This is a genomic window from Streptomyces sp. NPDC058697 (genome assembly GCF_042715345.1).
GTDB classification, from domain to species: domain Bacteria; phylum Actinomycetota; class Actinomycetes; order Streptomycetales; family Streptomycetaceae; genus Streptomyces; species Streptomyces liliifuscus.
In genome coordinates, this window is record NZ_JBHXSU010000007.1 from 139,504 (window position 1) to 164,067 (window position 24,564).

The 24,564-nt window shown below is 70.2% G+C and carries 27 protein-coding genes; 13 read left to right on the forward strand and 14 right to left on the reverse strand.

The window, feature by feature from the left end:
* Positions 1–3: 3 nt before the first annotated feature.
* Positions 4–303, reverse strand: coding sequence for a zinc-ribbon domain-containing protein (locus ACFWXQ_RS18920; RefSeq protein ID WP_383946766.1), 300 nt, complete (start codon positions 301–303; stop codon positions 4–6).
* 431 nt (positions 304–734) lie between these two features.
* Between ACFWXQ_RS18920 and ACFWXQ_RS18925 the strand changes: the two genes are divergently transcribed.
* Positions 735–1,607, forward strand: a complete 873-nt coding sequence (locus ACFWXQ_RS18925; protein ID WP_383946786.1) for an endonuclease/exonuclease/phosphatase family protein — start codon at positions 735–737, stop codon at positions 1,605–1,607.
* A 19-nt stretch (positions 1,608–1,626) separates the two neighbouring features.
* Here ACFWXQ_RS18925 and ACFWXQ_RS18930 read toward each other — a convergent pair whose 3' ends face one another.
* The 3 genes from ACFWXQ_RS18930 to ligA form a co-directional block, all read right to left on the reverse strand.
* The gene (locus ACFWXQ_RS18930; protein ID WP_383946768.1) at positions 1,627–2,109 is read right to left on the reverse strand and encodes a pyridoxamine 5'-phosphate oxidase family protein; all 483 of its coding nucleotides are present in this window, start codon (positions 2,107–2,109) and stop codon (positions 1,627–1,629) included.
* Between the two features lies 1 nt (position 2,110).
* Positions 2,111–2,569, reverse strand: coding sequence for a hypothetical protein (locus tag ACFWXQ_RS18935; RefSeq protein ID WP_383946771.1), 459 nt, complete (start codon positions 2,567–2,569; stop codon positions 2,111–2,113).
* Positions 2,570–2,686: 117 nt separating this feature from the next.
* Positions 2,687–4,804, reverse strand: coding sequence for an NAD-dependent DNA ligase LigA (gene ligA, locus ACFWXQ_RS18940; RefSeq protein ID WP_383946774.1), 2,118 nt, complete (start codon positions 4,802–4,804; stop codon positions 2,687–2,689).
* Positions 4,805–4,923: 119 nt separating this feature from the next.
* Between ligA and ACFWXQ_RS18945 the strand changes: the two genes are divergently transcribed.
* Positions 4,924–6,009, forward strand: a complete 1,086-nt coding sequence (locus ACFWXQ_RS18945; protein ID WP_383946788.1) for a sigma-70 family RNA polymerase sigma factor — start codon at positions 4,924–4,926, stop codon at positions 6,007–6,009.
* 70 nt (positions 6,010–6,079) lie between these two features.
* Positions 6,080–6,862 (forward strand): SDR family NAD(P)-dependent oxidoreductase, encoded by a 783-nt coding sequence (locus ACFWXQ_RS18950; protein WP_383946777.1) that lies wholly within the window; start codon positions 6,080–6,082, stop codon positions 6,860–6,862.
* 201 nt (positions 6,863–7,063) lie between these two features.
* Here the strand turns inward: ACFWXQ_RS18950 and ACFWXQ_RS18955 are convergent, their stop codons facing one another.
* Positions 7,064–7,573, reverse strand: coding sequence for a winged helix-turn-helix transcriptional regulator (locus tag ACFWXQ_RS18955; RefSeq protein WP_386268638.1), 510 nt, complete (start codon positions 7,571–7,573; stop codon positions 7,064–7,066).
* An 81-nt stretch (positions 7,574–7,654) separates the two neighbouring features.
* Here ACFWXQ_RS18955 and ACFWXQ_RS18960 point away from each other — a divergent pair, with 81 nt between their 5' ends.
* Both ACFWXQ_RS18960 and ACFWXQ_RS18965 read left to right on the forward strand, forming a co-directional pair.
* Complete coding sequence (locus ACFWXQ_RS18960) at positions 7,655–8,440, forward strand: SDR family oxidoreductase (protein WP_383953555.1); 786 nt, start codon at positions 7,655–7,657, stop codon at positions 8,438–8,440.
* Between the two features lie 37 nt (positions 8,441–8,477).
* A complete protein-coding gene (locus ACFWXQ_RS18965) occupies positions 8,478–8,837 on the forward strand; it encodes a nuclear transport factor 2 family protein (RefSeq protein ID WP_383953557.1) in 360 nt (119 codons plus the stop codon).
* Between the two features lie 61 nt (positions 8,838–8,898).
* On the opposite strand, the gene ACFWXQ_RS18970 is transcribed toward ACFWXQ_RS18965, so the two are convergent.
* The 3 genes from ACFWXQ_RS18970 to ACFWXQ_RS18980 all read right to left on the reverse strand — a co-directional run bounded on the left by ACFWXQ_RS18970 (position 8,899) and on the right by ACFWXQ_RS18980 (position 12,359).
* Positions 8,899–9,342 (reverse strand): hypothetical protein, encoded by a 444-nt coding sequence (locus ACFWXQ_RS18970; protein WP_383953559.1) that lies wholly within the window; start codon positions 9,340–9,342, stop codon positions 8,899–8,901.
* A 13-nt stretch (positions 9,343–9,355) separates the two neighbouring features.
* Positions 9,356–11,437, reverse strand: coding sequence for a SpoIIE family protein phosphatase (locus ACFWXQ_RS18975; RefSeq protein WP_383953561.1), 2,082 nt, complete (start codon positions 11,435–11,437; stop codon positions 9,356–9,358).
* A gap of 304 nt (positions 11,438–11,741) precedes the next feature.
* The gene (locus ACFWXQ_RS18980; protein ID WP_383953563.1) at positions 11,742–12,359 is read right to left on the reverse strand and encodes an ATP-binding protein; all 618 of its coding nucleotides are present in this window, start codon (positions 12,357–12,359) and stop codon (positions 11,742–11,744) included.
* A 135-nt stretch (positions 12,360–12,494) separates the two neighbouring features.
* Here ACFWXQ_RS18980 and ACFWXQ_RS18985 point away from each other — a divergent pair, with 135 nt between their 5' ends.
* From ACFWXQ_RS18985 to ACFWXQ_RS18995, 3 genes are all read left to right on the forward strand, one after another.
* Positions 12,495–13,367 (forward strand): helix-turn-helix domain-containing protein, encoded by an 873-nt coding sequence (locus ACFWXQ_RS18985; RefSeq protein ID WP_383953565.1) that lies wholly within the window; start codon positions 12,495–12,497, stop codon positions 13,365–13,367.
* Positions 13,364–13,615, forward strand: a complete 252-nt coding sequence (locus ACFWXQ_RS18990) for a DUF397 domain-containing protein (RefSeq protein WP_143642426.1) — start codon at positions 13,364–13,366, stop codon at positions 13,613–13,615. Before ACFWXQ_RS18985 ends, ACFWXQ_RS18990 begins: the two co-directional genes overlap by 4 nt.
* Positions 13,616–13,699: 84 nt before the next feature.
* A complete protein-coding gene (locus ACFWXQ_RS18995; protein WP_383953567.1) occupies positions 13,700–14,527 on the forward strand; it encodes an SAM-dependent methyltransferase in 828 nt (275 codons plus the stop codon).
* Positions 14,528–14,632: 105 nt separating this feature from the next.
* Here ACFWXQ_RS18995 and ACFWXQ_RS19000 read toward each other — a convergent pair whose 3' ends face one another.
* Positions 14,633–15,193: a GNAT family N-acetyltransferase gene (locus ACFWXQ_RS19000; protein ID WP_383953569.1), complete on the reverse strand. Its 561-nt coding sequence runs from the start codon at positions 15,191–15,193 to the stop codon at positions 14,633–14,635.
* 99 nt (positions 15,194–15,292) lie between these two features.
* The gene (locus ACFWXQ_RS19005; RefSeq protein WP_383953571.1) at positions 15,293–16,723 is read right to left on the reverse strand and encodes a hypothetical protein; all 1,431 of its coding nucleotides are present in this window, start codon (positions 16,721–16,723) and stop codon (positions 15,293–15,295) included.
* 112 nt (positions 16,724–16,835) lie between these two features.
* Between ACFWXQ_RS19005 and ACFWXQ_RS19010 the strand changes: the two genes are divergently transcribed.
* The 4 genes from ACFWXQ_RS19010 (at position 16,836) to ACFWXQ_RS19025 (ending at position 20,363) form a co-directional block, all read left to right on the forward strand.
* Entirely contained in the window at positions 16,836–17,732 is an 897-nt protein-coding gene (locus tag ACFWXQ_RS19010) for a helix-turn-helix domain-containing protein (RefSeq protein WP_383953573.1), read from the forward strand.
* A 109-nt stretch (positions 17,733–17,841) separates the two neighbouring features.
* Complete coding sequence (locus ACFWXQ_RS19015) at positions 17,842–18,819, forward strand: SMP-30/gluconolactonase/LRE family protein (protein ID WP_383953575.1); 978 nt, start codon at positions 17,842–17,844, stop codon at positions 18,817–18,819.
* A gap of 99 nt (positions 18,820–18,918) precedes the next feature.
* A complete protein-coding gene (locus tag ACFWXQ_RS19020; RefSeq protein ID WP_383953577.1) occupies positions 18,919–19,500 on the forward strand; it encodes a carboxymuconolactone decarboxylase family protein in 582 nt (193 codons plus the stop codon).
* Positions 19,497–20,363: an RNA polymerase sigma-70 factor gene (locus ACFWXQ_RS19025; protein ID WP_383953579.1), complete on the forward strand. Its 867-nt coding sequence runs from the start codon at positions 19,497–19,499 to the stop codon at positions 20,361–20,363. Before ACFWXQ_RS19020 ends, ACFWXQ_RS19025 begins: the two co-directional genes overlap by 4 nt.
* Before the next feature lie 98 nt (positions 20,364–20,461).
* On the opposite strand, the gene ACFWXQ_RS19030 is transcribed toward ACFWXQ_RS19025, so the two are convergent.
* From ACFWXQ_RS19030 to ACFWXQ_RS19040, 3 genes are all read right to left on the reverse strand, one after another.
* Positions 20,462–20,833, reverse strand: a complete 372-nt coding sequence (locus ACFWXQ_RS19030; protein WP_383956884.1) for an SgcJ/EcaC family oxidoreductase — start codon at positions 20,831–20,833, stop codon at positions 20,462–20,464.
* A 60-nt stretch (positions 20,834–20,893) separates the two neighbouring features.
* The gene (locus tag ACFWXQ_RS19035; protein WP_383956887.1) at positions 20,894–21,607 is read right to left on the reverse strand and encodes an SDR family NAD(P)-dependent oxidoreductase; all 714 of its coding nucleotides are present in this window, start codon (positions 21,605–21,607) and stop codon (positions 20,894–20,896) included.
* Between the two features lie 204 nt (positions 21,608–21,811).
* Entirely contained in the window at positions 21,812–22,735 is a 924-nt protein-coding gene (locus tag ACFWXQ_RS19040) for a LysR family transcriptional regulator (protein WP_383956890.1), read from the reverse strand.
* A gap of 169 nt (positions 22,736–22,904) precedes the next feature.
* Here ACFWXQ_RS19040 and ACFWXQ_RS19045 point away from each other — a divergent pair, with 169 nt between their 5' ends.
* Positions 22,905–23,207 carry a muconolactone Delta-isomerase family protein gene (locus tag ACFWXQ_RS19045; RefSeq protein ID WP_383956893.1) on the forward strand — a complete coding sequence of 101 codons (303 nt, stop codon included), beginning with the start codon at positions 22,905–22,907 and terminating at the stop codon, positions 23,205–23,207.
* A gap of 257 nt (positions 23,208–23,464) precedes the next feature.
* Here the strand turns inward: ACFWXQ_RS19045 and hemC are convergent, their stop codons facing one another.
* Positions 23,465–24,400 carry a hydroxymethylbilane synthase gene (hemC, locus tag ACFWXQ_RS19050; RefSeq protein ID WP_383956896.1) on the reverse strand — a complete coding sequence of 312 codons (936 nt, stop codon included), beginning with the start codon at positions 24,398–24,400 and terminating at the stop codon, positions 23,465–23,467.
* Between the last annotated feature and the right edge of the window lie 164 nt (positions 24,401–24,564).

Sequence of the window (24,564 nt, forward strand, 5' to 3'; positions counted from 1 at the left end):
GATTCAGGACTGGTACGGCTGCTGCTGCGGCGGCTGCGGCTGACCGTACGGCTGACCGCCCTGGCCACCTGCGGCCTGAGCCTGCAACTGCTCCGCCTGTTCCTTGGTCACCTTCTGCTCAGCACCGCAGAAGGTGCACTGCGTCTGGTACTTCGTCGAGAAGGGGAACAGCGGCACGAAGAACAGCGTGAACTTCGTGACGCGCTTCCTGAGCGTGTGCGCGGAGGGATTCCCGCACTGCCCACACACCAGCGTCAGTATGGCGAGCTGGTAGAGATATCCCTTGGTGCCAAAGATGATCATGCTGTCGATTCCTCCCAGGTCAACGCCCGCCGACACACCGCCGACGAACAACGAGGCGCGCTCACGCAGGACAGTCTCATGCACGTCGATCTGTTCGGCGGAGGGCGTCCATATTCTCGCTGACGGTCCGATGGGCGCTTGGGCCTCTGCCTTGAGGATCCGTGCATGCCATCTGGAACCTGATCTTCGGACTCTGCGTCGTACAGGGCACCTCGTGCTCATGGATGTGGCGTGGGGACGGGGCCGGGGCGGATGGGTGGGACGTGGGGGAGCAGGCGAACAGCCGGGTGGCGCCGGGGGCGAAGGCTGAGGCGGTTCGGCGGTGGCTGAGGGCCGTCGAGTGGCGGCGGTGGGGCAAGGGCACGGGTGGCCGGTCGGCCTGTGCGCGCGGGCGTGTTCTCGCTTCGCTCGCCGTGCTGACGGCCGGGCTGATGGCGTTCCACTCCGTTGTGCCCAATGCGGTGGGCCGGTTTGGCAGCCTGCTGGAGACGTTTCTGCCCTGGCTCGGCCTGGCCGTTCCGTTGTTGCTCGTCCTGGCGCTGCTGCGCCGCTCGGCCGTCGCGCTGGTGGCCCTGCTGTTGCCCGCGGCGGTCTGGGGGAACCTCTTCGGCGGGATGGCGCTGGCGGAGGAAGACCGTGGCGCGCACGACATCGTGGCGGTCCAGCACAACGTCAGTGACGAGAACAGCGACCCCGAGGGCACCGCGAGTGCCCTGATCGAGGCCGCACCGGATGTCGTCGCCCTGGAAGAGCTGACGCCCTCCGCACTGTCGGACTACGAGACGGCCCTGGCGGCGGACTACCCCCACCACGCGGTCGAAGGAACCGTCGGACTCTGGTCGAAGTATCCGCTGTCGGACGTTCGGCCCGTGGACATCAAACCGGAGGGGATCCCGGAGGGCTGGAACCGCGGCCTGCGGACCACGGCACGCACGCCACAGGGCGATATCGCGGTGTACGTCGCCCACTTGCCCTCGGTCCGCATCCGATGGAACGGCCTCAGTTCCGGTTGGCGGGACGAGAGCGCCGGCCTGCTGGGTGAGGCCATCGCCGCCGAGAAGCTGGCCAAGGTGATCCTGCTGGGCGACCTCAACAGCACGGTGGACGACCGCGGGCTGGACCCGGTCACCGAGCGGATGGACTCGGCAGGGCGAAACTTCGCCTTCAGCTGGCCCGCGGCCCTCCCCGTCTCCCGGATCGACCACGTCATGACCCGCTCGATGGTGGTCACCGACATCCGCACCCTCCCCGCCACCGGCAGCGACCACCTCCCGATCGCCGCCGGCATCAGGTTCAAGCCCTGAAACTGCCCCACGCAAGCGATCAGCCAGTGAGCTGGACGGGCACGCGATGATCGGGCTGTCCGTCCTTGGCGAGCATCGAATGCTCATCGGCAACCGCGCGGTAGAGGGCAAGACCGGAGACGCCTTGAGCCTCTTGGACGTCCTCGACCGTCCACACCCGGCCGCCATGCGTGACCGACCTGCGGGAGAAGACCGCCAGCGCGTCCTCCGCGTCCGCGGCGCCCACCGAGCCGGCAACGGCGGGCATGTACACGCCCTGTCCGGTACCGATCGCCACCGACGAGTCGAAGACCACGATGCCGACCTGGGGGCGTAGCGCGATGTTGCGGGAGTGGGTGGCCCGCGGCGAGGAGACCCAGAAGAACTCGCGGTATCCCCGGTGCGCGAAGTACACCGGGGAACTCCATGGCGTTCCGGCGTTGTCGGCGGTGGCGAGCACCATGTACCTGTTCGCGTCGACGATGCCGCGTGCGACCTCGGCCGCTGATCCGCTGACTGTCATCTCAACGACTCCTGCGGTAGGTGACTGTGAAGTCGTGCTCCCAGGTGGTCGAGTCGTCGTGCGAGGTCTCCCAGCTGCCACGGATGGTGGTGCCGTCGTCACTCACCTGTGCGGTGAACCGCTGCCGGAAGTCCAGCGGCGAGAAGTCCGGCGCCTCCCGCAGCAGCCGCCAGACGTCGCCGTCGAAGCTCATCGCGTACACCCGGGCGACGCCCCGTGAGTCGAAGTAGTGCTGTGTGTACGCGCCTGTCTCCGGGTCGGTCGCGATGACCGCCATGCTGTCCGGGGCCTCGGCCAGCGAGATCTCGGTGCGCTGGACCAGGAACCGTCGGTCCAGGGTCCACTCGAACACGCTGCGCGCGGCAGGCGTGTCCAGGCCGGGAAAGTCGGCTTCCACCACCCACTCGCCGGCCAGAACGTCCAGCCTCTCCAAGGCTTCCTGCCGTGCCGATCCGTCCATGGTGAACATCTCCTTCTCGTCGATCTGCCGTCGATCGCTCGTCGATCGTCGTCGCTCATCGGATGTAAGGACGAATTCGGCGGGAGAAACTCATCGGGCCCATCGCTCGGGGTGGGATCAGTCGACGAAGTCGGCGACGAGGACGGCGAACTCGTCCGGCGTGGCCAGCCGGACGCCCAGGGATTCGGCCTTGGCACGCTTGGATCCGGCGCCCTCACCGGCGACGACCATAGTGGTCTTCTTGGAGACGCTGGAGGAGGAGCGGCCACCGGCGCGTTCGATGAGTTCGTTCATCTGGTTGCGGCTGAGCTTCTCCAGCGGCCCGGTCATCGCACCGGTGACCACCACCGTCATCCCCGCGAGCGGACCGGCCGCCTCGCTCGCGCCACCCTCTTCGGCCTTCTCCCTGACGCTCCCCTCGCTGTCGTCCTCGCCGCTCTCCGCGGCCGGCTGGGGCGGTGTGGCACCCGGCTCGGTCATGTTCACCCCGACCGCGGCGAGCTTGTCGATCAGCGGGGCCAGTTCCGCCAGTTCGGCGACGATCGACGGGGCCTTCTCGGTGCCGATGCCCTCGACCTGCTGCATCGTTTCGGCGTCGGCGGCGCGGATGAGGCCCATCGTGGCGAAGTACCGGGCGATACGCCGGGACATGGACCGGCCGGTGCCGCGGACCCCGAGCGCGCACAGCACCCGCGACAGCGGTCTCCCCTTCGCCGTGTCGAGCGCGGCGAGGAGGTTGTCGGTGCTGGTCTCGCCCATCCGCTCCAGACCCAGCAACTGGTCGCGGGTCAGGGAGAACAGATCGGCGAGATCCTTGACCAGGCCCGCCTCGACGAGCTGCACGACGCGCGTGTGGCCCAGGCCCTCGATGTCGAGCTGGTCGCGGCCGGCGGCGTACGAGAGGGCGGCGACCAAGTGGCAGTTGCGGCCGTTCTCACAGCGCCACCGCTGCTCGCTGGTGTCGATACCGGCCCCGCAGCGCGGGCACACCTTGGGGAAGACGATGGGCTGTTCGGCACCGGTGCGCAGATGGGCGACGGGCGCCTCGATACGGGGGATGACGTCACCGGCTCGGTGGACCATCACGTGGTCGCCCAGGCGCAGGTCGCGGCGGGTGATGTCGGCCGGGTTGTGCAGGGTGGCGTACGTGATGGTGGCGCCGTCGATCTCCACCGGCTCCAGCACCGCGCGCGGGGCGATGATCCCGGTGCGGCCGACGTTCCACTCCACCTCCAGCAGCCGGGTGATCTTCTCCACGGCGGGCAGCTTGTAGGCGATCGCCCAGCGCGGGGCGCGCGAGCCGGAGCCGGCGGCCTGCTGGTCGGCGGCCAGGTCCGCCTTGATGACGATGCCGTCGATCCCGAACGGCAACTCGGCCCGCAGCGTGGCGATCTCCCGCACCCGGTCCAGTACCTGCTCGGCCGTCTCCGCGGTGATACCGGGCACGGCAGTGGTCGCGGTGGTGTTCACGCCGAGTTCGGCGGCCCGCACCATGAGGTCGCTGTGCGCGCTCTCGCCCAGCCGCTCCGCGAGCTCCGCCTCGGTGTCGGCGAGAGGCAACAGGCCGTAGCCGAAGAACGTCATCGGCACCGTGTAGGCACGCTCCTTGGCCCGCAGAGTGCCCGCCGAGGCGCCGCGCGGGTTTGCGAACGGCTGCCCGCCGTGCGCGGTGCGCACCTCGTTGGCGTGCTCGAACTGGGCGGTCGTCATCAGGACTTCACCGCGCACCTCCACGGTCACCGGCTCGGCCAGCTCCTGGGGCAGGCCCTCGATCGTGCCGATCGCATGCGACACGTCCTCCCCGGCCGTGCCGTCGCCCCGGGTGATCAACCGGTCCAGGCGCCCGCGCGTGTAGCGGGCCGCGATCGCCAGACCGTCGAGCTTCGGCTCGACACTGAATTGCTCCGCCTCGTGCCCGATGCGCCGGGCCAGCGACGCGGTCCAGGCGGTGAAGTCCTCGGACGAGAACACGTTGTCCAGGCTCAGCATCGCCACCGTGTGCGGCACATCCCCCTCCACCGCGCCCCCGGCGACCTTCCCGCTCGGGGAATCGGGCAGCACCTCGTCGGGATGGTCGGCCTCCCACGCAGCGATCCCGCGCACCAACCGGTCGTAGGAGTCGTCGTCCAGCACCGAGGTGCCGCCCGCGTAGTAGGCGGCCGAAGCCTTCACCGCGTCCTCGACCGCCTGCGCGTAGGCGGCGGCATCCACGATCACTGCAACTGGTGTCGTCATGCCCGTCATCTTGCCTGCCACCACTGACAACGCCCCGGTGTCGGCGTACCCGTCCATGCATTCAGCCGCGTCGGTGCCCTGCGGTGTGTGGCGCGCGCACGGCACACGGCCGGACCCGCATTGCGGAGCCTCCCGGCTGGCACAATGACGGCGCACCAGACCCGAGTCGCCGCCCGAAAGGCTCCGTCGTGCCGCAGCAGACCGACGCCGACGCCGGCTTCGCCGAGCTCCTGGAGCCGTACCGCCGCGAACTTCAGGTGCACTGCTACCGCATGACCGGCTCGTACGACGAGGCCGAGGACCTGGTCCAGGAGACGTTCCTGAAAGCCTGGCGGAGCCGGGAGGCGTACGAGGGCCGGGCGAGCGTACGTACCTGGCTGTACCGCATCGCCACCAACACCTGCCTGGACCACTTGCGCCGCCACCAGCGCACCCCGCACCCGTACGAGCGGCTGCCCGGAATGGAGCACGGCAAGGGCGAGCCGCCGACACGGATCGAGTGGCTGCAGCCGTACCCCGACGAGCTGCTCGCCGACATTCCGGCCGAGGAGGCGGGCCCCGAGTCGCAGGCGCTGTCGCGGGAGACGGTCGAGCTGGTCTTCCTCGCCGCGCTGCAGCATCTGCCGCCGAGGCAGCGGGCGGTGCTGATCCTGCGCGATGTGGTGGGTCTGCCGGCCACGGAGACCGCCGGGCTGCTGGAGCTGTCCACCGCCTCCGTCAACAGTGCCCTGCAGCGTGCCCGGCCGGCACTGCGCGAGCACCTCCCCGCGGGCCGGCGTACGGAGTGGGCACCCGCGGCCGCGCCGACGCGGGAGGAGCTCGAGGTGGTCGAGCGCTACCGGGACGCGGCCGAGCGGCTCGATCTGGCCGCGATGGCGGAGCTGCTGACCGCCGACGCCAAGCTCACCATGCCGCCGAACCCGTTCTGGTTCGCCGGACGCGAGGCGATTCTCGCCTTCGTCGGCCAGACTCTCGACCCGGCCTCCCCGATGTACTTCGGCCGGTGGCGGCACCTGCCGACCTGGGCCAACGGGCTCCCGGCGGTGGGCGGTTACGTCCAGCGGCCGGGGACGACCGTCTACCGCGCCCAGACCCTGGACGTCCTGCGGATCGAGGACGGCCGGATCGCGGAGATCACCACGTTCGAGCCGCACCTGCTGCCGGCTTTCGGGCTGCCGCTGAAAATTTCCGAACAGGAGCGATGAGTGACGCGGCCGCCGTGCGTCTGTATGGCCGACATCTTCGGATCACGACAGCTGCGGACCAGGAGCCATCATGCTGCTGCAGGACAAGAACGCGATCATCTACGGGGCCGGCGGGAGCATCGGCGGTGCCGTCGCCCGAACCTTCGCCCGCGAGGGCGCCCGCGTCTTCCTCGCCGGACGGACGGCCGCCAAGCTGGAGGCGGTGGCCGAGGAGATCGAGACGGCGGGCGGCCGGGCGCACGTGGCCGTGGTCGACGCGCTCGACGAGCGGTCGGTGGAGGAGCACGCCGACACCGTGCTGGCGGAGGCGGGCTCGGTCGACATCTCCTTCAACCTCATCACCCGCAACGACGTGCAGGGCACGCCCCTGACGGACATGTCGGTGGCCGACTACGCCGGCCCGGTGACCACCGGCATCACCACCAACTTCATCACCGCCCGGGCCGCGGGCCGCCGCATGGCCGAGCAGGGCTCCGGAGTGATCCTCGCCCTCAACAGCGGCTCCTCGCACGCCAGTCCGATGATGGGCGGTACGTGCCCCGCGGACGCGGCGATCGACACACTGATCCGCGCGCTGGCACAGGAGCTCGGCCCCAACGGCGTACGGGCGCTCGGGCTGTGGGTGGCCGGAGTGCCGGAGACCCTGACACCGGAGAAGCTCGGCGCCGTGAACCCGGCGATGGCGAGCCCCGAGGCACTGCGGGGCATCCTCGACACGCTGGACGGCCTGCGGATGCTGCCCGCGTCACCGCGGCTTCAGGAGGTCGCGGAACTGGCCACGTTCCTCGCCTCGGAGCGGGCCGGCGCGGTCACTGGAACGTGGGTGAACGGGACCGCGATGTTCACGAGCTGAGGCGTTCGGCGCGGGGGGCGGCTGCCGGCATCTGAGGACTTGGCGGCCGGTGGGGGCGGGCCGCGCAGTTCCCCGCGCCCCTTTGGGGCGCGTGGAGCTGCTCCCTTCGGCGGCGCCCTTCAGGGGCGCGGGGAACTGCGCGATCGGCCCCCACCGGCCGCCCGCCGCGCCCACACGAGAGCCCGGCCGCGCGCCCTCGCCTCACGTCTCCTCCGCCGCGCTCCCCGGCCGCATCACGTAGCGGCTGCGCATCGCATCGCTGGCCGCGGGACCCGCCGCGAAGACGTAGTCGGCGCTGTCGTCGAGCCGGCGGCCGGTCCTGGCGTCGACCACGACAGGCTCGACCTCCTGGCCGCTGTGCGCGTCGACGAGGATCATGCTGCGCTCCGCCGCAGGGAGGCGGGAGTTGCCCCACGCGGCCAGGGTGACGATCACCGGTCGCAGGGAGTGCCCGAGTTCGGTCAGGACGTACTCGTGGCGGACGGGGTTCGTCTGGTAGGGCCGGCGCTCCAGCAGCCCGTCCTCCACGAGGGTTTTGAGCCGGGTGGTGAGCATGCTGGAGGAGATGCCGAGGCTCTCCTGGAACTGGTCGAAGCGGGTGTAGCCGTCGAAGGCGTCGTGGAGGATCAGCAAGGTCCACCACTCGCCGACGTGCTGCACCGTCGTGGACAGCGGGCACTCCCGGTCCTCGAGCCTGATCCGGCTTGCCACGGCGACCGTCCCTTCAGTTACTGCTAAAGTCGAAGTTAATAGCTTCTATTTTAGCAGTCATACCGGAAGTGGCGGCGCACCATGCCCACACCCCTCAGTGAATCCCTCGAAGACCGGCGCGCCCTGGTCACCGGCGGCACCAAAGGCACCGGGGCCGCCATCGCCAGACGCCTCGCCCAGGCCGGTGCGACCGTGCTCGTCACCGCCCGCAGCCGCCCCGACGACGTCGAGGAGAAGACCTTCGTCGGAGCCGACCTGTCCACCGCGGAGGGCGCCGCCCACGTCGTCGCGGAGGTGGACGCCCGTCTGGGAGGCGTCGACATCCTCGTCAACACCCTCGGCGGCTCCGAGGCACCGGCCGGCGGCTTCGCGGCGCTCGGCGAGGACGACTGGACCAGGGAGCTGAACACGAACCTGCTGGCCGCCGTCCGTCTGGACCGTGCTCTTCTGCCGCACATGATCGCCGGCGGCAAGGGTGCGATCGTGCACGTCACCTCGATCCAGCGCCGCATGCCGCTGTGGAACGGAACCCTGGCCTACGCCGCAGCCAAGGCCGCCCTGACCACCTACAGCAAGGGCCTGGCCAACGAGGTCGCCCCGCAGGGAGTCCGCGTCAACTCCGTCTCGCCCGGCTTCGTCCAGACGTCCGCCGCCGACGACCTCGTCGTCCGGATCGCCCGCGAGGCAGGCATCACCGAGGAAGCGGCGCTGGGCCGGCTCATGGACTCGCTCGGCGGCATACCGCTCGGCCGCCCCAACCGGCCCGAGGAAGTCGCCGAACTCGTCGCCTTCCTCGTCTCCGACCGCGCCTCGGCCATCGTCGGCGCCGAGCACGTCATCGACGGCGGCACCACCCCCACCGTCTGATTCCGCCACCACCCTCCCCCTCTCCCCGAGGAGCGTCATGCACGACAACCAGCCCCGGACCATCGCCCTGGACGCCCTGCCCGAGGTGATCACCCGCTATCTGACGGCACACCGCTCCCACGACACCGCCACCGCGGTCACGGCGTTCACCGGAGACGCCACGGTGGTCGACGACGGCAAGACGTACGAGGGCGCCGCAGCGATCGAGGGATGGCTGGACGCAGCCGCCACCGAATTCACCTACACCGTCCAGCTCACCGCCGCCCGGCAGACCGACGCGGACCACTACATCGCGACTCAGCACCTCGAAGGCGACTTCCCCGGCGGCACCGTAGATCTGCACTACCGGTTCACGCTCCGCGGCGGCCTCGTCGAGCGCCTCGTCATCGAACCCTGAGACCGCAGACTCGCCGCGCCCTCCGTCCCTTGCCGGGCCGACTGCAACCGCCGCGTCCGCGTCAGCCCTTGGAGCGGTGTCCCGCCGGGCGGTGCCCCGTCGCCATGAGTGCCTCGCCGAGAAGGCGAACCGCCTTCGGGCCGACTCCGTGCATGGCCAGCAGCTCGGCCTCGCTCAATTCGGCGACCTGGGCGAGCGTCGTGATGCCTGCGTTGGAGAGCGCCCGGGTGGCGGGATTTCCGATGGCCCTGGGCAGGTCGCCGACCTCACCGGCAGCCGCCGTCTCCGCGGCTTGTGCCTGCGCCGCCAGTCGTTTGGGCGCGTGCGCGGCAAGGACCTCGTCCGCGTCCGCCGCGGGGAGGTGGAGCTGCACGTAGTCGTCCTTGCTCAGCGCGGCGAACCGTTTGTCGCGCACGGTGAACGACTTCGTGCCGGGGGCGATGCTCCGCTCCGCCGACTCAGGGAGCGAGAGCGCCGTCCTGCGCAGCTGGGCGAGGTTGGTCATGGGTGGGGGATCCCTACGCCTGTGGCCGGGCGCGGGCGATGAGCAGGGCCACGTCGTCGTGGTTGTCGGGGTGGTGCAGGGTGCTCAGGAGGAGGTCGCAGACGTCCTCCAGGGGCCGCGTGGGGTCGTCGAGGAGGCCCAGGAGCGTGTTGAGGCGGTCGTCGAGGTCGTGCTGACGCGTTTCGACAAGCCCGTCGGTGTAGAACACGAGCTGGTCACCGGGGTCGAGGTCGACGGTGGTCGTGGTGAAGGCGACGCCGCCCACGCCCAGCGGTGCCCCGGTGGGCAGGTCGAGCAGTTCGGGAGGGTGGCCGGCGCGGATGCGGGCCGGCGGCAGGTGCCCGGCGTTGGCGATCCTGCACTGATGCTTGTGGGGGTCGTAGACGGCGTACACGCAGGTGGCGATGGATTCGTCCAGGCCCCCGGTGGTCTTGTCGAGCTGTTCGAGGAGGCGGGCGGGATCGAGGTCGAGCGAGGCGAGGGTGCTCGTCGCGGTGCGCAGTCGGCCCATGGTGGCGGCCGCGTTGACGCCGCTGCCCATCACGTCACCGACGACGAGCGCGGTCTTGTCGCCGTCCAGGGGGAGGACGTCGAACCAGTCGCCGCCCACCTCACCGGCCGCTCCGGCGGGCTGGTAGCGGGAGGCGACCTCCAGGCCGGTGGTCATGCGCGGGTGGCTGGGCAGCAGACTGCGCTGCAGGGCGACGGCGGTGTTGCGGGCGTTCTGGTACCAGCGGGCGTTGTCGATCTGCACGGCCGCGCGGGAGGCCAGTTCGCGGGCGAGCACGAGGTCGTCGTTGCTGAAGGGCAGCGGGTTGCGCGTCCGCTTGAGATCCAGGGCGCCGAGCACCTCGCCGCGCGCGACCAACGGCACCGCCAGGTACGAGTGGACGCCCGCCCGGCCCAGGAGCACGGCCGCCCGGGGGTCCTGGGCGATACGGAGCAGGTCCTCGTCCTTCACCTGCGACACCATGACCGGGCTGCCCGTACGTATGCACTGGGTGACGAGGCGGTCGGAACCGTACCGGGTGACCTGTCCGCGCGATGCGGCCCCGTCGGGAGCCTCGGTGGCCGCGTGATCCGCCCGGACGGCCAGAGTACGGATCAGGGTGGGCTCCGTGGGGCCGAGGTCGCTGCGGCGGCCTTCCACCACCGCCTCCAGCAGGTCTACGGACGCGATGTCGGCGAGCTCCGGCACGGCCACGTCGGCCAGTTCACAGGCGGTGCGGTCCAGCTCCAGCGTGGTGCCGATGCGGGCGGAGGCGTCGGCGATGACCGTGAGACGCCGTCGCGCCGTCTCCGCCTCGATCGCCGAGCGGTGCCGCTCGGTCACGTCGACGACCGAGACGGCGACCCCCAGCACGGTCTGCAGGGAGTCCTCCAGCCGGTAGTACGAGGCCGACCAGGCATGATCCTCATCCGGATCGGCCGGGGTCCGGCCGATCGTGGACTGTTCGACGAGCGGGACGCCCGTGTCGAGGACCCGGCGCGCCGCGGACTCTATGGCCTCGGCGTCCAGGAACGGCAGGGCCTCGCGGATCGTCCGGCCGACGTGCTCGGCGGCGGAGATGCCGTTGATCCGCTCCAGGGCCGGGTTGACCGACACGTACCGTAGGTCCCTGTCCAGGACGGCCAGCCCGATCGGGGACTGCGAGACCATCTGGACGGAGAGCGCGACATCCCGTTCGAGGCGGTGCACGGTCGCCTGATCGGCGGCGAGACCCAGCGCGTAGACCCCACCGCGGTCGTCCAGGAGCCGCATGTTCCGGAACTCCACGAGCCGCGTGCTGCCGTCCTTGTGCCGGACGGGAAAGCCGCCGGCCCAGCCGTGGCCGGTGTCCATGACGTCGGTGAACAGCTTCACGGCCAGGTCGACGTGCTGCTCGTGCACCATCAGCCGGGCCGCGTACTCGCCCAGCGCCTCGCGTGCCGTGTAACCGAACAGTTCCTCGGCCTGCGGGCTCCACAGCACGACGCGTCCCTCGGTGTCCAGCACCACCGAGGCCACGCCCAGCACGTCGAGCAGCGCGCTCGGCTGTAACGGCCCGCGGACCCGTTCGTCGTCGTCGGACACGGGAATTCCGGCTGCGCTCATTGCAGGCACCGCTTTCGCCCGTTTACGCGGCACGCCGTTCCCTGTGCCGACTGTCCCCTGTTCTACCGTGCCCACCGTTTCCTCCGGTGCCGTTCTCGTCTGCCTTCACCATCTCCCAACACAGCAGTGGTTGTCCGGCGAAGACGTCACGGAAATGGCAGGGAGATCCGGGCGCGGGGCACCGCGCCTCGGCACGGGCCACCACTCCGACAGCGTGATCAGGGGCCTCAGGTGTCACAGCGGTTACTGACCGCATGCGAGAGGTCGCGGGCTGTACGGACCTCGGCGCGCGCTTCGGGTGGGTTCAGACGCCGTCGGTCAGGGTCGCCCAGACCGCGTGACCCCCGGTGAGCGTGGAGCGGTCGACTCCCCAGGTGTCGGCTATGTGCTGTACGAGGAGCAGCCCGCGGCCGTTCTCGTCGTCGGGGCCCGGATCGCACCGGGGCAGGAGGCGGCCCGTGCGGTCCTCGTCGTGCACCTCCAGCTGCAGGCCCCCGTCCGCCATGAGCCCGACGCCGCACAGAATCCGCGTACTGACCGTGTGCAGTACGGCGTTCGTGGCCAGCTCGGACAGGAGCAGTACGGCGTCCTCGCGCACCTCGCAGGGCAGGCGCCACGCGGTGAGCCGCTCGCCCAGCGTGTTGCGGGCGACCTTGACGCTGGTCCGGTGCGCCGGGAGTTCGAGCCAGTGTGCTGTGTCCGTGTTCGTGGAGCCTAAGAGCCGAAGGGAGGGAGTCGTGTGGGGGGACACGGTGATTGCCTTCCAACAGGGAGGAGCGCTGGGAGAGTTGGGGATCACGACCTTCGGCTCCGTCCGGCGGGGTGTTCCGGCGGCCTGCGGTCCGAACGCTGAGGTGCGCCAACTCCACGGGGCGTGGCGGGTGTTGACGGCGATGCGCGCGCGTTCGGTGGGATCGCTCACAGAACTAACTATGCTGGTAGCTCAGTTCACGCTGCAACCGTCTCCCTGATAATTTCAGCAAGACGGTATCCGTCTGGTGCCATCAGCAAGTCGCTGTCAGACTCGTACTGGTGACAGTTCCTCAGGAGGTAGGGCGTGAGCGAAGCTCGTTCGGGCGTCGGCACCAGTGCACCCACCGTTCTCCGCATGATCCTGGGCAAGCGGCTGCAGGAGCTGCGGCAGGGTGCGGGAGTTTCGCTGGAGGACGCGGCGAAGGCCCTGCACGTGAAGCCGCTGACCATCCGCAGGCTGGAGAAGGCGGAGGTCGCGCTCAAGACCCTCTACGTGGAGAAACTGCTGCAGACCTACGGGGCCGCGCAGCAGGAGGTCGACGAGTTCGTCACCCTGGCCGAGCGGGCCAACGAGCCCGGCTGGTGGCACGCGTACCGCGATGTGGTGCCCGACTGGTTCAGCGCGTACGTGAGCCTGGAGACCGGTGCCAAGACGCTGCGCACCTATGAGCCGCACTACGTCACCGGGCTGCTGCAGACGTACGACTACGCGCGTGCCGTACTGCGCGGGGGCTTCCCCAACGAGAGCGACGAGGACCTGGGGCGGCGGGTCGATCTGCGGCTGCGCCGGCAGGGCCTGCTGGAGAGACCGGACGCGCCCACGTTATGGGTCGTGATGGAGGAGACCGTACTGCACCGGATGGTGGGCGGTGCCGAGGTGATGCGGGAGCAGATCGAGCGGCTCCTCGCGGTCTCGGAACTGGAGCATGTGAGCGTCGACGTCGTGCCGTTCACCGCAGGAGCCCACATAGGAGCCTGCGCCCCCTTCACCTACTTCCGGTTCGAGGAGCGGGAACTGCCGGACATCGTCTACAGCGAGATTCTCTCCGCCTCCGTGTACCTGGACCAGCGCTCCGACGTCGCCGGTCATCTGGAGGCGCACAACCGGATGTCCTTGCTCACCTCGTCCGCGGACAGCAAGGCCCTGTTGAACCGCATGCGCAAGGAGTACTCATGACCACCACCGACGGAAGTGTGTACAACGGAATGCCCGCGTCGGAACTCGGCGAACAGGGCTGGGAGCGTCCGTGGAGCGGCCCCAACGGGGGGCAGTGCGTGGAGACCAAGCAACTCGCCGACGGCCGCGTGGCGTTGCGGCAGTCCACCGATCCCGCAGGTCCCGCGCTGATCTACACGCCGCAGGAGATCGCCGCGTTCGTCGCCGGCGTCAAGAAGGGCCTCGCCGATCATCTGGCGGCCGGCTGAACCACACCACGAACGGGCAGAACCCGGGTCGGCCCTGGCTACGACCCGCCCGGCACGCCGACGTACACCACTGAAGGGGCAAGAATGAGCAACTCCCAGGCCGCGCGGGACATCGACACCAGCAGGCCGCACTCCGCCCGTATGTACGACTACTACCTGGGCGGCAAGGACCACTTCGACATAGACAAGCAGGCGGCGGAGACGGTCGCGGCGGCCTACCCCGGCATCTTCGTGTGCGCCCGCGAGAACCGGGCCTTCATGCACCGCGCCACCCGGGTCCTCGCACGGGAGCACGGCATCCGGCAGTGGCTCGACATCGGCACCGGCATCCCCACCGAACCGAACCTCCACCAGGTCGCCCAGAGCGTGGTCCCCGAGGCCAGGGTGGTCTACGCGGACAACGACCCCCTCGTCCTCAAGTACGCGGAACGCCTGATGCGCAGCACCCCCCAGGGCCGCACCACGTACATCGAGGCGGACGCCAACGACCCCGAATCGCTCCTGAACGCCCCCGAGTTGGCCGAGGTGCTGGACCTTGGCCGACCCGTCGCGCTGTCCCTGAACGCCCTGATGCACTTCGTCACCGACGCCCAGGACCCGTACGGGATCGTCGGCCGTCTGCTCGACGCCCTGCCCTCCGGCAGCGCCCTGGCCCTGAGCCACTGCACGCCCGACTTCGACCCGACCACCTGGGAGAAGGTCACCGCGATCTACACGGGCGCCGGCACCCCCGTGCAGTTCCGTTCCCAGAAGGACGTGGCCCGCTTCTTCGACGGCCTCGACCTCCTCGAACCCGGCATCACCGTCGGCCACCGCTGGCGCCCCGACGCGCAGGATGACAACGCTGCCACGGAGCACCGGCCGACGGACGCCGAGGTCAGCCTGTGGACCGGAGTGGGTATCAAGCCGTAGCCGGGCTGGGTGGACGCCGGCTGGGCAGCCGGTGCCGCTGTGACGCTCGCCCGTGACGGTGTGGTGTGACGGACGAGTCCGGTGGGCCGCCGCGGTCCACGGACGCTACCGCTGTCGCTGCCACTCGGTCCGGGTGAGTTCGTACTCGACCTCGCCGTGCTCGGAGCCCGCGAGCGCGTCCGGCCAGTCCTGGGTGAAGGTCCGGACGAAGGACAGGCCCGCCTTCTCCATCACCCGCCGGGATCCCGTGTTGACCGTCATGGTGTTGGCGGTGACCCGCTCGACCCCGAGGTCGGTGAAGCCCTTGTCGATGAGGGCCCGCGATCCCTCGGTGGCGTAACCGCGGCCCCAGGCGGCCTTGTTGAGCCGATAGCCGAGTTCGACGACGGCCGGGCTCTCCTCTTCCAGCGGCCGGAACTCGAACCAGCCCAGGAACAGCCCGGTGGCCTTCTCCTCGGCGGCCCAGTAGCCGCGGGTTCCAAGGCCCGGATGATCGTGCAGGAGCCGCGGCAGGGTCTTCGCCCGGATCTCCTCGCGGCTCACCGGGCGGCCACCGTTGATGAAGCGCATGACGTCGGGGTCGCCGTCCAGCGCGAGCAGACGGTCGACGTCGGCGGCGGTGAACGGCCGCAACACGAGCCGGTCGGTCTCCAGGAAGATGCCCATGCCGTGATGGTCACCGCCACCGGACCGGGCCGCCACCGGATTTCTGGAAACGTGGGGCTGACCCGCGGCCCTGGGACAGGGGCAAGGGCAGAGGGAGCCTCACCCTTCGATGGTCTTGAGGAGATCGGCCCGTGAGGGGCCGGGTGGGACCTGTCGCTCCACCTCGGGGACGAGCCGGGTGACCGCGTCGGTGAGGGCCGGAGCGCGCAGCAACTCGTGGGCGCCGGGCAGGAGATGGGCCGCGGCTCGTTCCGCGCGCAGTGCGTCCGTGTCGCGCTGGGCGAGCAGGGCGAGTGCTCTGGCGCGAGTCCATTCCGGGTTCCGGTAGCGGGTCCCGGCCGTGTGCGCGTCCATCTCGGCGAGGCGGTGGCGGGTGTAGGCGGCGGTCTGCTCGTAGATCCGTCCGAGGCCGTCCCTGGTCGCCTCGGCGAACCGGGTGACGAGTTCGACGGGGTGGGCGCTGCCCGTCTGTCGCAGGGCGTCCCGCAGGAGCAGGCTGTGCTGCAGGCTCATCGCCAGCCCGCGTCCCACGGTGGGCGTGGTGATGGCCCAGGCGTCCCCCACGGCCACCAGCCCGGCGACGAGGGGCCGTCGGGAGTCGTACAGGGGCCGTTTGCGGTCCGTGAGACCGGCCATGATCTGGATGCCGTCGGTGACGGGCCGCCCGTCGAGCCAGCGGTCCGCGCCGGGGAACAGACGTACGGCGGCGGACCAGACGCGTTCGTTCCGCAGCGCCCGCCGCAGTTGCTCGTCGTCGCTGCGGCCGATGAGACAGACCGAGTAGGTGCCGTGGTCGGCCGGGATGCGCAGGAGGCCGAGCGATCCGTGCTCCACCACCAGGGGAAACCGCTCTGTCGGCATCGCGCCGTCGGCGGACCGGAAGTACTGACTGTAGTAGGTGAAGCCGCGCCGGCCGGACTCGTCCACCGGACACGGCACGCCGATGGCCCGCAGCCAGGAGGGGAGTTGGGAGCGGCGACCGGTGCAGTCGACCACCAGATCGGCCGCCGTACCGCCCGCGTCGGTCTCCACTCCGGTGACCAGAGGAACGCGATCGCCGGACGTGCCACCGTACGGGGTCCGCGGGCCCGGTGAACTGCGCAGGCCCCGGCAGACGGCGCCCCGATCGATGCGGATGCCCGCGCCCTCGGCGACGCGCGTCGCGGCCGCTTCGAGCAGGGAACGCCGGGCGGCGAGGGTGTCGAACCGTTCGTCCCCGGCCGTCGGCGGACCACGGAAGCCCGGCTCGGGCGCCAGCACGTTCATCCGTACGGCCCCCGCCTCCGTCATCTCCCGGACCAGGTCCGGAAGATGGGCCTCGGCCAGCTGGAGCCACCACGCCAGCGGGAGGTGTGTCTGGCGCAGCTGGGCGATACCGGGGCGTGGCCACCGTGACCAGGCGGGTTCCGCGTCGGGCGGCGGGGGCTGCGGATCGCGTTCCAGGACGGCCACCTCGTGGCCGTCCTGCGCGAGGAGCAACGCTGTCTGAAGGCCGCCCAGCGCGGCACCGAGTACGACGATCCTCGCCATGGCCGGTTCTCTTCCTCCCTCACCGCCCCCTGCCTCACATCCCCCTCACCATCCCCTGCCTATCCTCGGCAGGGGATGGTTGGTCCTGAAGCGGCGCTCCAGACTATGAGTCATGAACGGAAAGCGGCCCCTCGGGGAGTTCCTGCAGAAACGCCGGTCCCAGGTGCGGCCGGACGACGTGGGGCTCCCCACGTACGGGGAACGACGGCGGGTGCCCGGCCTGCGCCGCGAGGAGCTGGCGCTCCTGGCCGGAGTGAGCTCCTCGTACTACACCAGGCTCGAACAGGGGCACTCGTCCAACGCCTCACCCGAGGTCCTCGACGCGATCGCCCGGGCCCTGGATCTGGACGACGCCGACCGTCTCCACCTGCACGATCTCGCCGTGGCGCAGCGCCGCCCGGTAAAGCCGCGCAGGGTGCCGCCCGAGCAGCTGGCCGCGTCGGTCCGCCAGCTGGTGTCGGCCCTGACCGATGTGCCCGTGGTCGTCCTCGGCCGCCGCTGCGACATCCTGGCCTGGAACCGGACGGGGCACCTGCTGTTCGCGGGGCACCTCGACCCGGAAAGCCCGGACCGGCCCGCGGAGCGGCCGAACATGGCGGAGCTGATTTTCTGCGACGGCCATACGCGGGATCTGTACGCCGACTGGCAGCAGAAGGCCCGCGATGTGGTCGGAACGCTGCGCCTCGCGGCCGGCCGTCATCCGGACGACCCGAAAATGGCCTCGCTCGTCGGGCGTCTCCTGCTGAAAAGCCATGAATTCGACTCGCTCTGGGCCGACCACCGGGTCCGCGCCTGCCCTGTCGCGGTCTACACCATGCGGCATCCGTTGGTGGGCTCGATCGAGGTGACCCAGCAGACCCTCCAGGCCGAATCGGACCAGCGGATCGTCATGGTCACCGCGGCGCCCGGCTCGGCCTCCGCCCACGCACTCGCCCTTCTCTCCCGCACCACGCATTCCCTGCCCGCACCGCACATTCCGATCCCCACAGCGGGTCCACCTCCGCGGTGACCTCCCGCCGGACATCCCTTTTCTGATCCGGCATCAATCATCAATTGCCCTACGCAGAAGCATTCTCGTCACTGCGTTTCCTTGTCATGCCCGAAAACCTGAAGGAATCATGAAGAAGAACCTCAAGAGCGCTGTTCTCGCCGCCGCTGCCGCCGGCCTCTCCCTCGTGACGGTCGTCACGGCGACGGAGGCGGCGGCCGCCACAGCGCCGCTGTCCCAGGCCCGGATCGTCAACCACTTCGACCTGGCCCAGGGGCAGATGCCGGAGAACGCCGTCATCGAGCCGAACGGCTCCGTGGACGTCACCTTCGCCGCCGCCCGCCAAGTGGCGCGCATCCACCGGGGCGGCGCCACGCAGATCCTGGCAACCCTGCCGGCTCCCTCCGACGGCGGCGTCCACACCCCGGTGCTCGGCTTCCCGCTGACCACCGGGCTCGTCCGTACCGACGACGGAACCCTGTACGTCCTCTACGCAACCGGCACCGCGGACCTGACCGGCCTGTGGCGGCTGAAGCCGGGGCGCAAGGCGCCGGAACGCATCGCCGCACTCCCCGCCGACGGCCTGCCCAACGGGCTTGCCTTCGATCCCCGCTCGCGGGCCTTCTACATCACGGACTCGGTCCTCGGCACCGTATGGCGAGTCCCCGCGAACGGCGGACGGGCGACGGCCTGGTCGACCGCACCGGAGCTCGCCGCACAGGGATTCCTCGGAGCCAATGGCGCACGCGTGCACGAAGGCGCGCTGTGGGTGACCAACCTCGACCAGGGCACCGTGCTGAGCCTTCCCCTCCGCGGCGGCCACCGTGCGGGCACACCGACCGTCAGGGCCACCGGACTTGAAGGCATCGACGACTTCGCCTTCACCGGCCGGGGCAACGAGATCCTGGCCGCGCTCAACGGACCCGGCACGGTCGTGCGCATCGCCGACGACGGCGCGCACACCACCGTCCTGGACTCCTCCGACGGACTGCAGAACCCCACCTCCGTGGCGATCCGCGGCAAGGACGTCTACGTGCCCAGCGCCGCCTACCTCACCGCCACCGACCCCAACCTGCTCCACGCCCGCCTGAACCGTCGCGGCGACTGAGCGAGGCAGCGATGGAGGTGTCACATTCGCGGGCCCGGCGGTGTCTTCATGCCGAACAGGCCGAACAGGCCGAACAGGCCGACGGACAAGGAGAACATCGTGACACTGCGCATTCCGAAGGCGGAGCTCCCCACCGAGCTCAGGGAGACCACGATCAAGCAGTTCGGTGCCGTGCCCGAACCCTTCGAAGTGACGGCACACAACCCCAAGGTCGCTCAGGACTCCACGGAGATCGGAGCGAAGCTGAGCCAGTGGGACATGGCCGACGAGGGGCTCAAGACGTTCGCGCACATGGCGGTCGCGGCACAGGTCGGCTGCAGTTGGTGCCTCGACATCAACTACTTCCAGGCGCTGAACAAGAACCTGGACCTGACCAAGGCGAGCCAGGTGCCGCGCTGGCGGGAGTCGGAGGTCTTCACACCGCTGGAGCGGGACGTACTGGAGTACGCCGAGGCCATGACGAGCACACCGACGACCGTCACCGACGAGCTGTACGCGAGCCTGCTCGACCGGCTCGGACCGGCGGCGATGGTCGAACTCACCGCGGTCATCGGCTTCGCCAACATGGCGACCAGGAACAACACCGCGCACGGAATCACGTCGCAGGGCTTCTCCGACGCGTGCGGGATTCCGCTGGCAGCGCGTTCGGAGAATCCCGGCGCGGTGCCGACGGCGATATGACCGAGGATCCCTTCCTCGCCCATCGCAGCCTGCTGTTCACGGTCGCCTACGAGATGCTCGGCTCGGCGGCCGACGCGGAGGACGTACTGCAGGAGTCCTGGCTGCGGTGGGCCGAGGTCGACCGTTCACAGGTGCGTGACGCGCGGGCGTATCTCGTCCGGGTCGTCACACGCCAGGCGCTCAACCGGCTGCGGACGGTGGCGCGCAGCCGCGAGGAGTACGTGGGCGAGTGGCTCCCCGAGCCGCTGCTGACCAGCCCCGATGTCGCCGAGGACGTCGAACTCGCGGAGAGCGTCTCGATCGCGATGCTGACCGTCCTCGAAACGCTCGGGCCGACGGAGCGGGCGGTGTTCGTACTCCGTGAGGTCTTCGAGATGCCGTACGGCGAGATAGCCGAGGTGGTCGGGAAGTCCGCGGCCACGGTGCGGCAGATCGGGCGGCGGGCCCGCGAACATGTGGCGGCTCGAAGGCCGCGGGTACAGGTGAGCCGGTCGGAGCAGCAGGCCGTGGTGGAGCGCTTCCTGCTCGCGTTGCGCACCGGTCAACTGCGGGAGCTGATGGAGGTCATGTCACCGGACGTGGTGCTGATCGCCGATGGTGGCGGGATCGTGGCCGCCGTTCAGGCTCCGATCCACGGCGTCGAACTGGTGGCGAAGCTGCTCGCCCGAGCGGATCGGGCGGTGACCGCGTTCGAGACGACGACCGTGTGGCTCAACGGCGCCCCCGCCGGCCGGGTCGAGGTCGACGGCGAGCCGGCCGCGGTGAGCCTCGTGGTGGACGGCGGGCGGGTCACCCGGATCTACCTGGTGAGAAACCCGCAGAAGCTGACGCGGCTGGATGTGCGGGCCGAACTCGCCAGGTAGGCCGCCGCTGCCCCCGGCGGTCGTGAGTGTTCCGGACGGTTCCCAACCGTCCGGAACACTCACGACCGCCTCGGTGAACGGCGACGAGGGAACGGCAACTAGTCGAGGTGCGAGACCTGGTAGTGGCTGATGTACCAGTCCTCCTCCGTGCGCTTGACCACCACACCGAGGCTGACGGTGATGGTGGGCCGGTCGGCGAACGAGAAGTCCACGCTCAGATAACCCAGTACGAGGTCGTCGGCGAGGCGTCTCGTCTCGACGATCCGGTACGCCGCTGTCAGACCGAGGGGCTGGGAGTCGTAGTAGTCCGCGATGCCCTGGCGCCCCACGCTGTAGGGGTGCAGTCCCTGGAAGATCGCGTCCTCGGTGAACAGGGCGGCGACCTTCTGCGGCGCGTGGCTGTCGACGGCGGCCTTCCACCGGTCGAGAACGCCGCGCAGGACCGATGCGGTGTCTGTGGTGCTGTTCATCGGGTTCTCCTTGCCGATGGAACTGATGGGGCTGGTGGTCTGCTGGGACCGACGGGACCGTCAGTGACCGGCGCTCATGCCGCCGTCGACGTGGAGGATCTCGCCGGTGACGAACGGCGCGTTCTCCAGGTAGATCACGGCGTCGACGATGTCGCTCTGCTCGCCCATCCGGCCGACCGGGTGCAGGCCGGCGAGGACCGCGTGGGTCTCCTCGGGGTGCATGGGCGTCTTGATGGTGCCCGGGGCGACGGCGTTGGTGCGGATGCCGCGGGTGGCGTACTCGATGGCGAGGGACTTGGTGGCGGACTGCAGGCCGCCCTTGGTCAGCGAGGCCAGCACGGAGGGCACATTGGCGTCGGCGTTGTCGACCAGGCTGGTGGTGATGTTGACGATGTGGCCGCCGCCCTGGGCGAGCATCTGCTCGACAGCCAGCTGGGTGATGCGGAAGAAGCCGGTGACGTTCACGCCCGTCGCGGTGGCGTAGTCGTCCTGCGTGTAGTCCGTGAAGGGCTTGGCGACGAAGACACCCGCGTTGTTGACCAGGGTGTCGATGCGGCCGAACCTCTCCACGCCGGCGGCGATGACGCGCTCGGCGGTCGCGGGGTCGGCGATGTCGCCCTGGACGGTCAGGATGCCAGCGTCGTCGGTGGGGGCGATGGTGCGTGAGGTGGCGACGACGGCGTAGCCGAGCTTGCGGTAGGCGTCGACCAGTCCGGCGCCGATGCCCTGCGATGCACCGGTGATGACGGCGACCTTCTGGTGCTGCGTGTTCATGGTGACCTTCTCCGGTGTGAGGTGCGAGTTCCTCGACCGATTTCCCACTAGCCAACCGGTCGACTATTTGGAAAGTAGGCGGCCTCAGGGGGAGAAGTCAAAGGTCAGAGGGGGGATGGCCGGGACCGGCTTCCTCCCAGCTGGTAGGGCTGGGCTCCCAGCGCAGGCCGGCGGGATGATGCTCGGGGAGACGCTCGGCGTCGGCTAGAGCTTGTGCGGGTCGCCGTCGGGCAGCCAGGCGGCCGGGCCGTGGATGCCGAGGTCTTCGACTCCGTCGCAGAGGGCGTCGGCGACGGCGAGAACGGCGGTGCGGACCTCGCCGGTTCGCCGGACCAGGGACCAGGTCCAGTAGACCTCCGGTGCGACGACCGGGCGCTGGACGAGGTCGGGCGGCAGCGGGGTGGTCTGCCCCTTGGGGGAGTTGATGACGGGGCGGTCGCTGCGGCGTACGTGGTCGAAGAAGGCGGGGCCGGTGATACCGCCGTCGAGGATGCGCACCGCGTGGGCCCCGGTGTCATGCGCCAGCTGCTCTGCGTAGGTGTTCCAGGAGGACCACGAGGTGGTGTCGTCGTCGAGGAGGACAGCGGTGTCCCGGGCGGCCACCTCGCCGGTGTCGTCGCCGGCCGCGACGGCGTAGAGCCGGTCGGCGCCGATGAGCCGGGCCTCCAGGCCGTGCCGCTCCACATCCTCGGACCGCACCCAGCACACGGCGAGATCCAGGCTGCCGTCGGCGACCCGGGCGGCCTGGGTGTGGGAGGGCGCGATCCACGCGTCGATGTGCAGCTGGGCCACGGCGGAGGTGCGGGCGGTCAGGTCGGCCGGCAGCCAGTTGACGTATCCGAGCCGTACCGGATCCGATCCGGACAGGCGGCGGGCGCGGTGCTGGAGGTCGTCGGCCCGTTCCAGCAGGGCGCGGGTGTGGGGGAGCAGGGCGGAACCGGCCGGGGTGAGCGACACCGAACGGCGGTCACGGTCGAAGAGGCGCACCCCGAGATCGCGTTCGAGTGCCTTGATCTGCTGGGACAGGGACGGGCCGGCGATGAGCAGCCGCTCGGCGGCCCGGCCGAAGTTCAGCTCCTCGGCCACCGCCACGAAGTACCGCAGTTGGCGCAACTCCACGCCCGCCATCCTACGTCCGGTGGGAGGCTGTACCTACCAGCAGCGAGGAAGCCGATCGTGGCGTCGGGCCTGGTGGCAGGCGGACGATGACGACCACAGGACGCGACACCGTCGCGGCGCTCGGCTCCCGTCGGACACCCCGTCGAGTGCCGGACACCTCATCGAGCGGAGCAGGGTCATGCGAGAGTTCCTGGTCGAGATCACGACCACCGTCCCCGAGGGAACCAGCCAGGACGAGGTCGACCGGCGACGCGCGGCCGAAGCCGTCCATGCCCGGGAACTCGCCGCCACCGGCCACCTGGCGCGGCTCTGGCGCCCGGTCGGCGAACTGCGCAGCATCGGCATCTGGCGGGCCTCCGACGAGGAGGAACTCCACGCGAAGGTGCTCGGCACACTGCCGCTCCGCCCGTGGATGACCTTCACCGTCACCGCACTCCAGTCCCACCCCAACGACCCGGGCGGCCCCGACGCCACGCCGTGACGGCTCACCCCCCCCGCAACGACTCCCGTTCGCGGCCACCGCCAGCGTGCACCCGCCTGAGGCAGGAGCGTGCAACCAGCGGGCGTGCGGCGTACGTTGGGACGCCATGCGGATCACGAAGTACACCCAGATCAACGATCGCGGCCTGGACAGCGTCAATGCCTGGCTCGCCGAGTCGACCGACAGCGGCTACCGCTATCTGGCGCCCGGCGAATCGCTCTGAGCCTGAGCCTGAGTCTGAACCTGAACCCGAGCCGTCAGTGGGCGATGCCGTCGATCAGGTCCCGGGCGCCCTGGCGCAGCAGGGCCACCGCGACGGAGGTGCCGAGGGTGGCGGGGTCGAGAGGCCCGGCCCACTCGTGGGCGTTGAGCTGGGTCTTGCCGTCCGGGGTGAAAACGCAGGCGCGCAGGGAGAGTTCGCCGTTTCGTGCGGCCGTGGCGTAGCCGGCGATCGGGGAGTTGCAGTGGCCCTGGAGCACGTGCAGGAACATGCGCTCCGCGGTGGCTTCGCGGTGGGTGTCCGGATCGCCGAGTGCGCTGACGGTGTCGATGACCGTCGTGTCGCCCTCGCGGCACTGCAGGGCGAGGATGCCCGCGCCGATCGGCGGCATCATGGTCTCGGGGGAGAGGATCTCGCTGATCACGTCGGTGCGGTCGATGCGCTCCAGGCCGGAGACCGCGAGCAGCAGCGCGTCCGCCTCACCCGCCGCGAGCTTGGCCAGGCGCCGGTTGGCGTTGCCGCGGAAGGGCACGCACTGAAGATGCGGGTGGGATGCGGCCAACTGGGCGATGCGGCGCACCGAGGAGGTGCCGATCCGGGTTCCGTCGGGCAGCTCGTCGAGGGTGAGTCCGCCGGGGTGGATGAGGGCGTCACGGATGTCGTCCCGCTTGAGGAACGCGGCGAACATGGTGCCTGCCGGGAGCGGCCGGTCGGCGGGCACGTCCTTGACGCAGTGCACCGCCAGGTCCGCCTCGCCGGCCAGGAGCGCGGCGTCGACCTCCTTGGTGAACGCCCCCTTGCCCTCGACGAGGGCGAGATCGCCCATCCACTTGTCGCCGGTCGTCTTCACGGGCACCACTTCGGTGCGCAAGTGCGGGTGGAGCGCTGCCAGTTCGCCTTGGACACGCTTCACCTGGGCCAGCGCCATGGGCGAGTCGCGGGAGACGATACGGATCAGTTCAGGGACGGACATGCCGACACGATAGACCCTTGGAGCCACCGGTCCGTCATCGACCGGAACGCGCCGACGGCGTCGGACTCGCCGCCTGCGGAAACAGTTGCTGTGCTGGCGCGGGGGGCGCCCCCCCCCCCCCCCGCCGCCCCCCCACCCCCACCCCCCCGCGAGGATAAACAAAA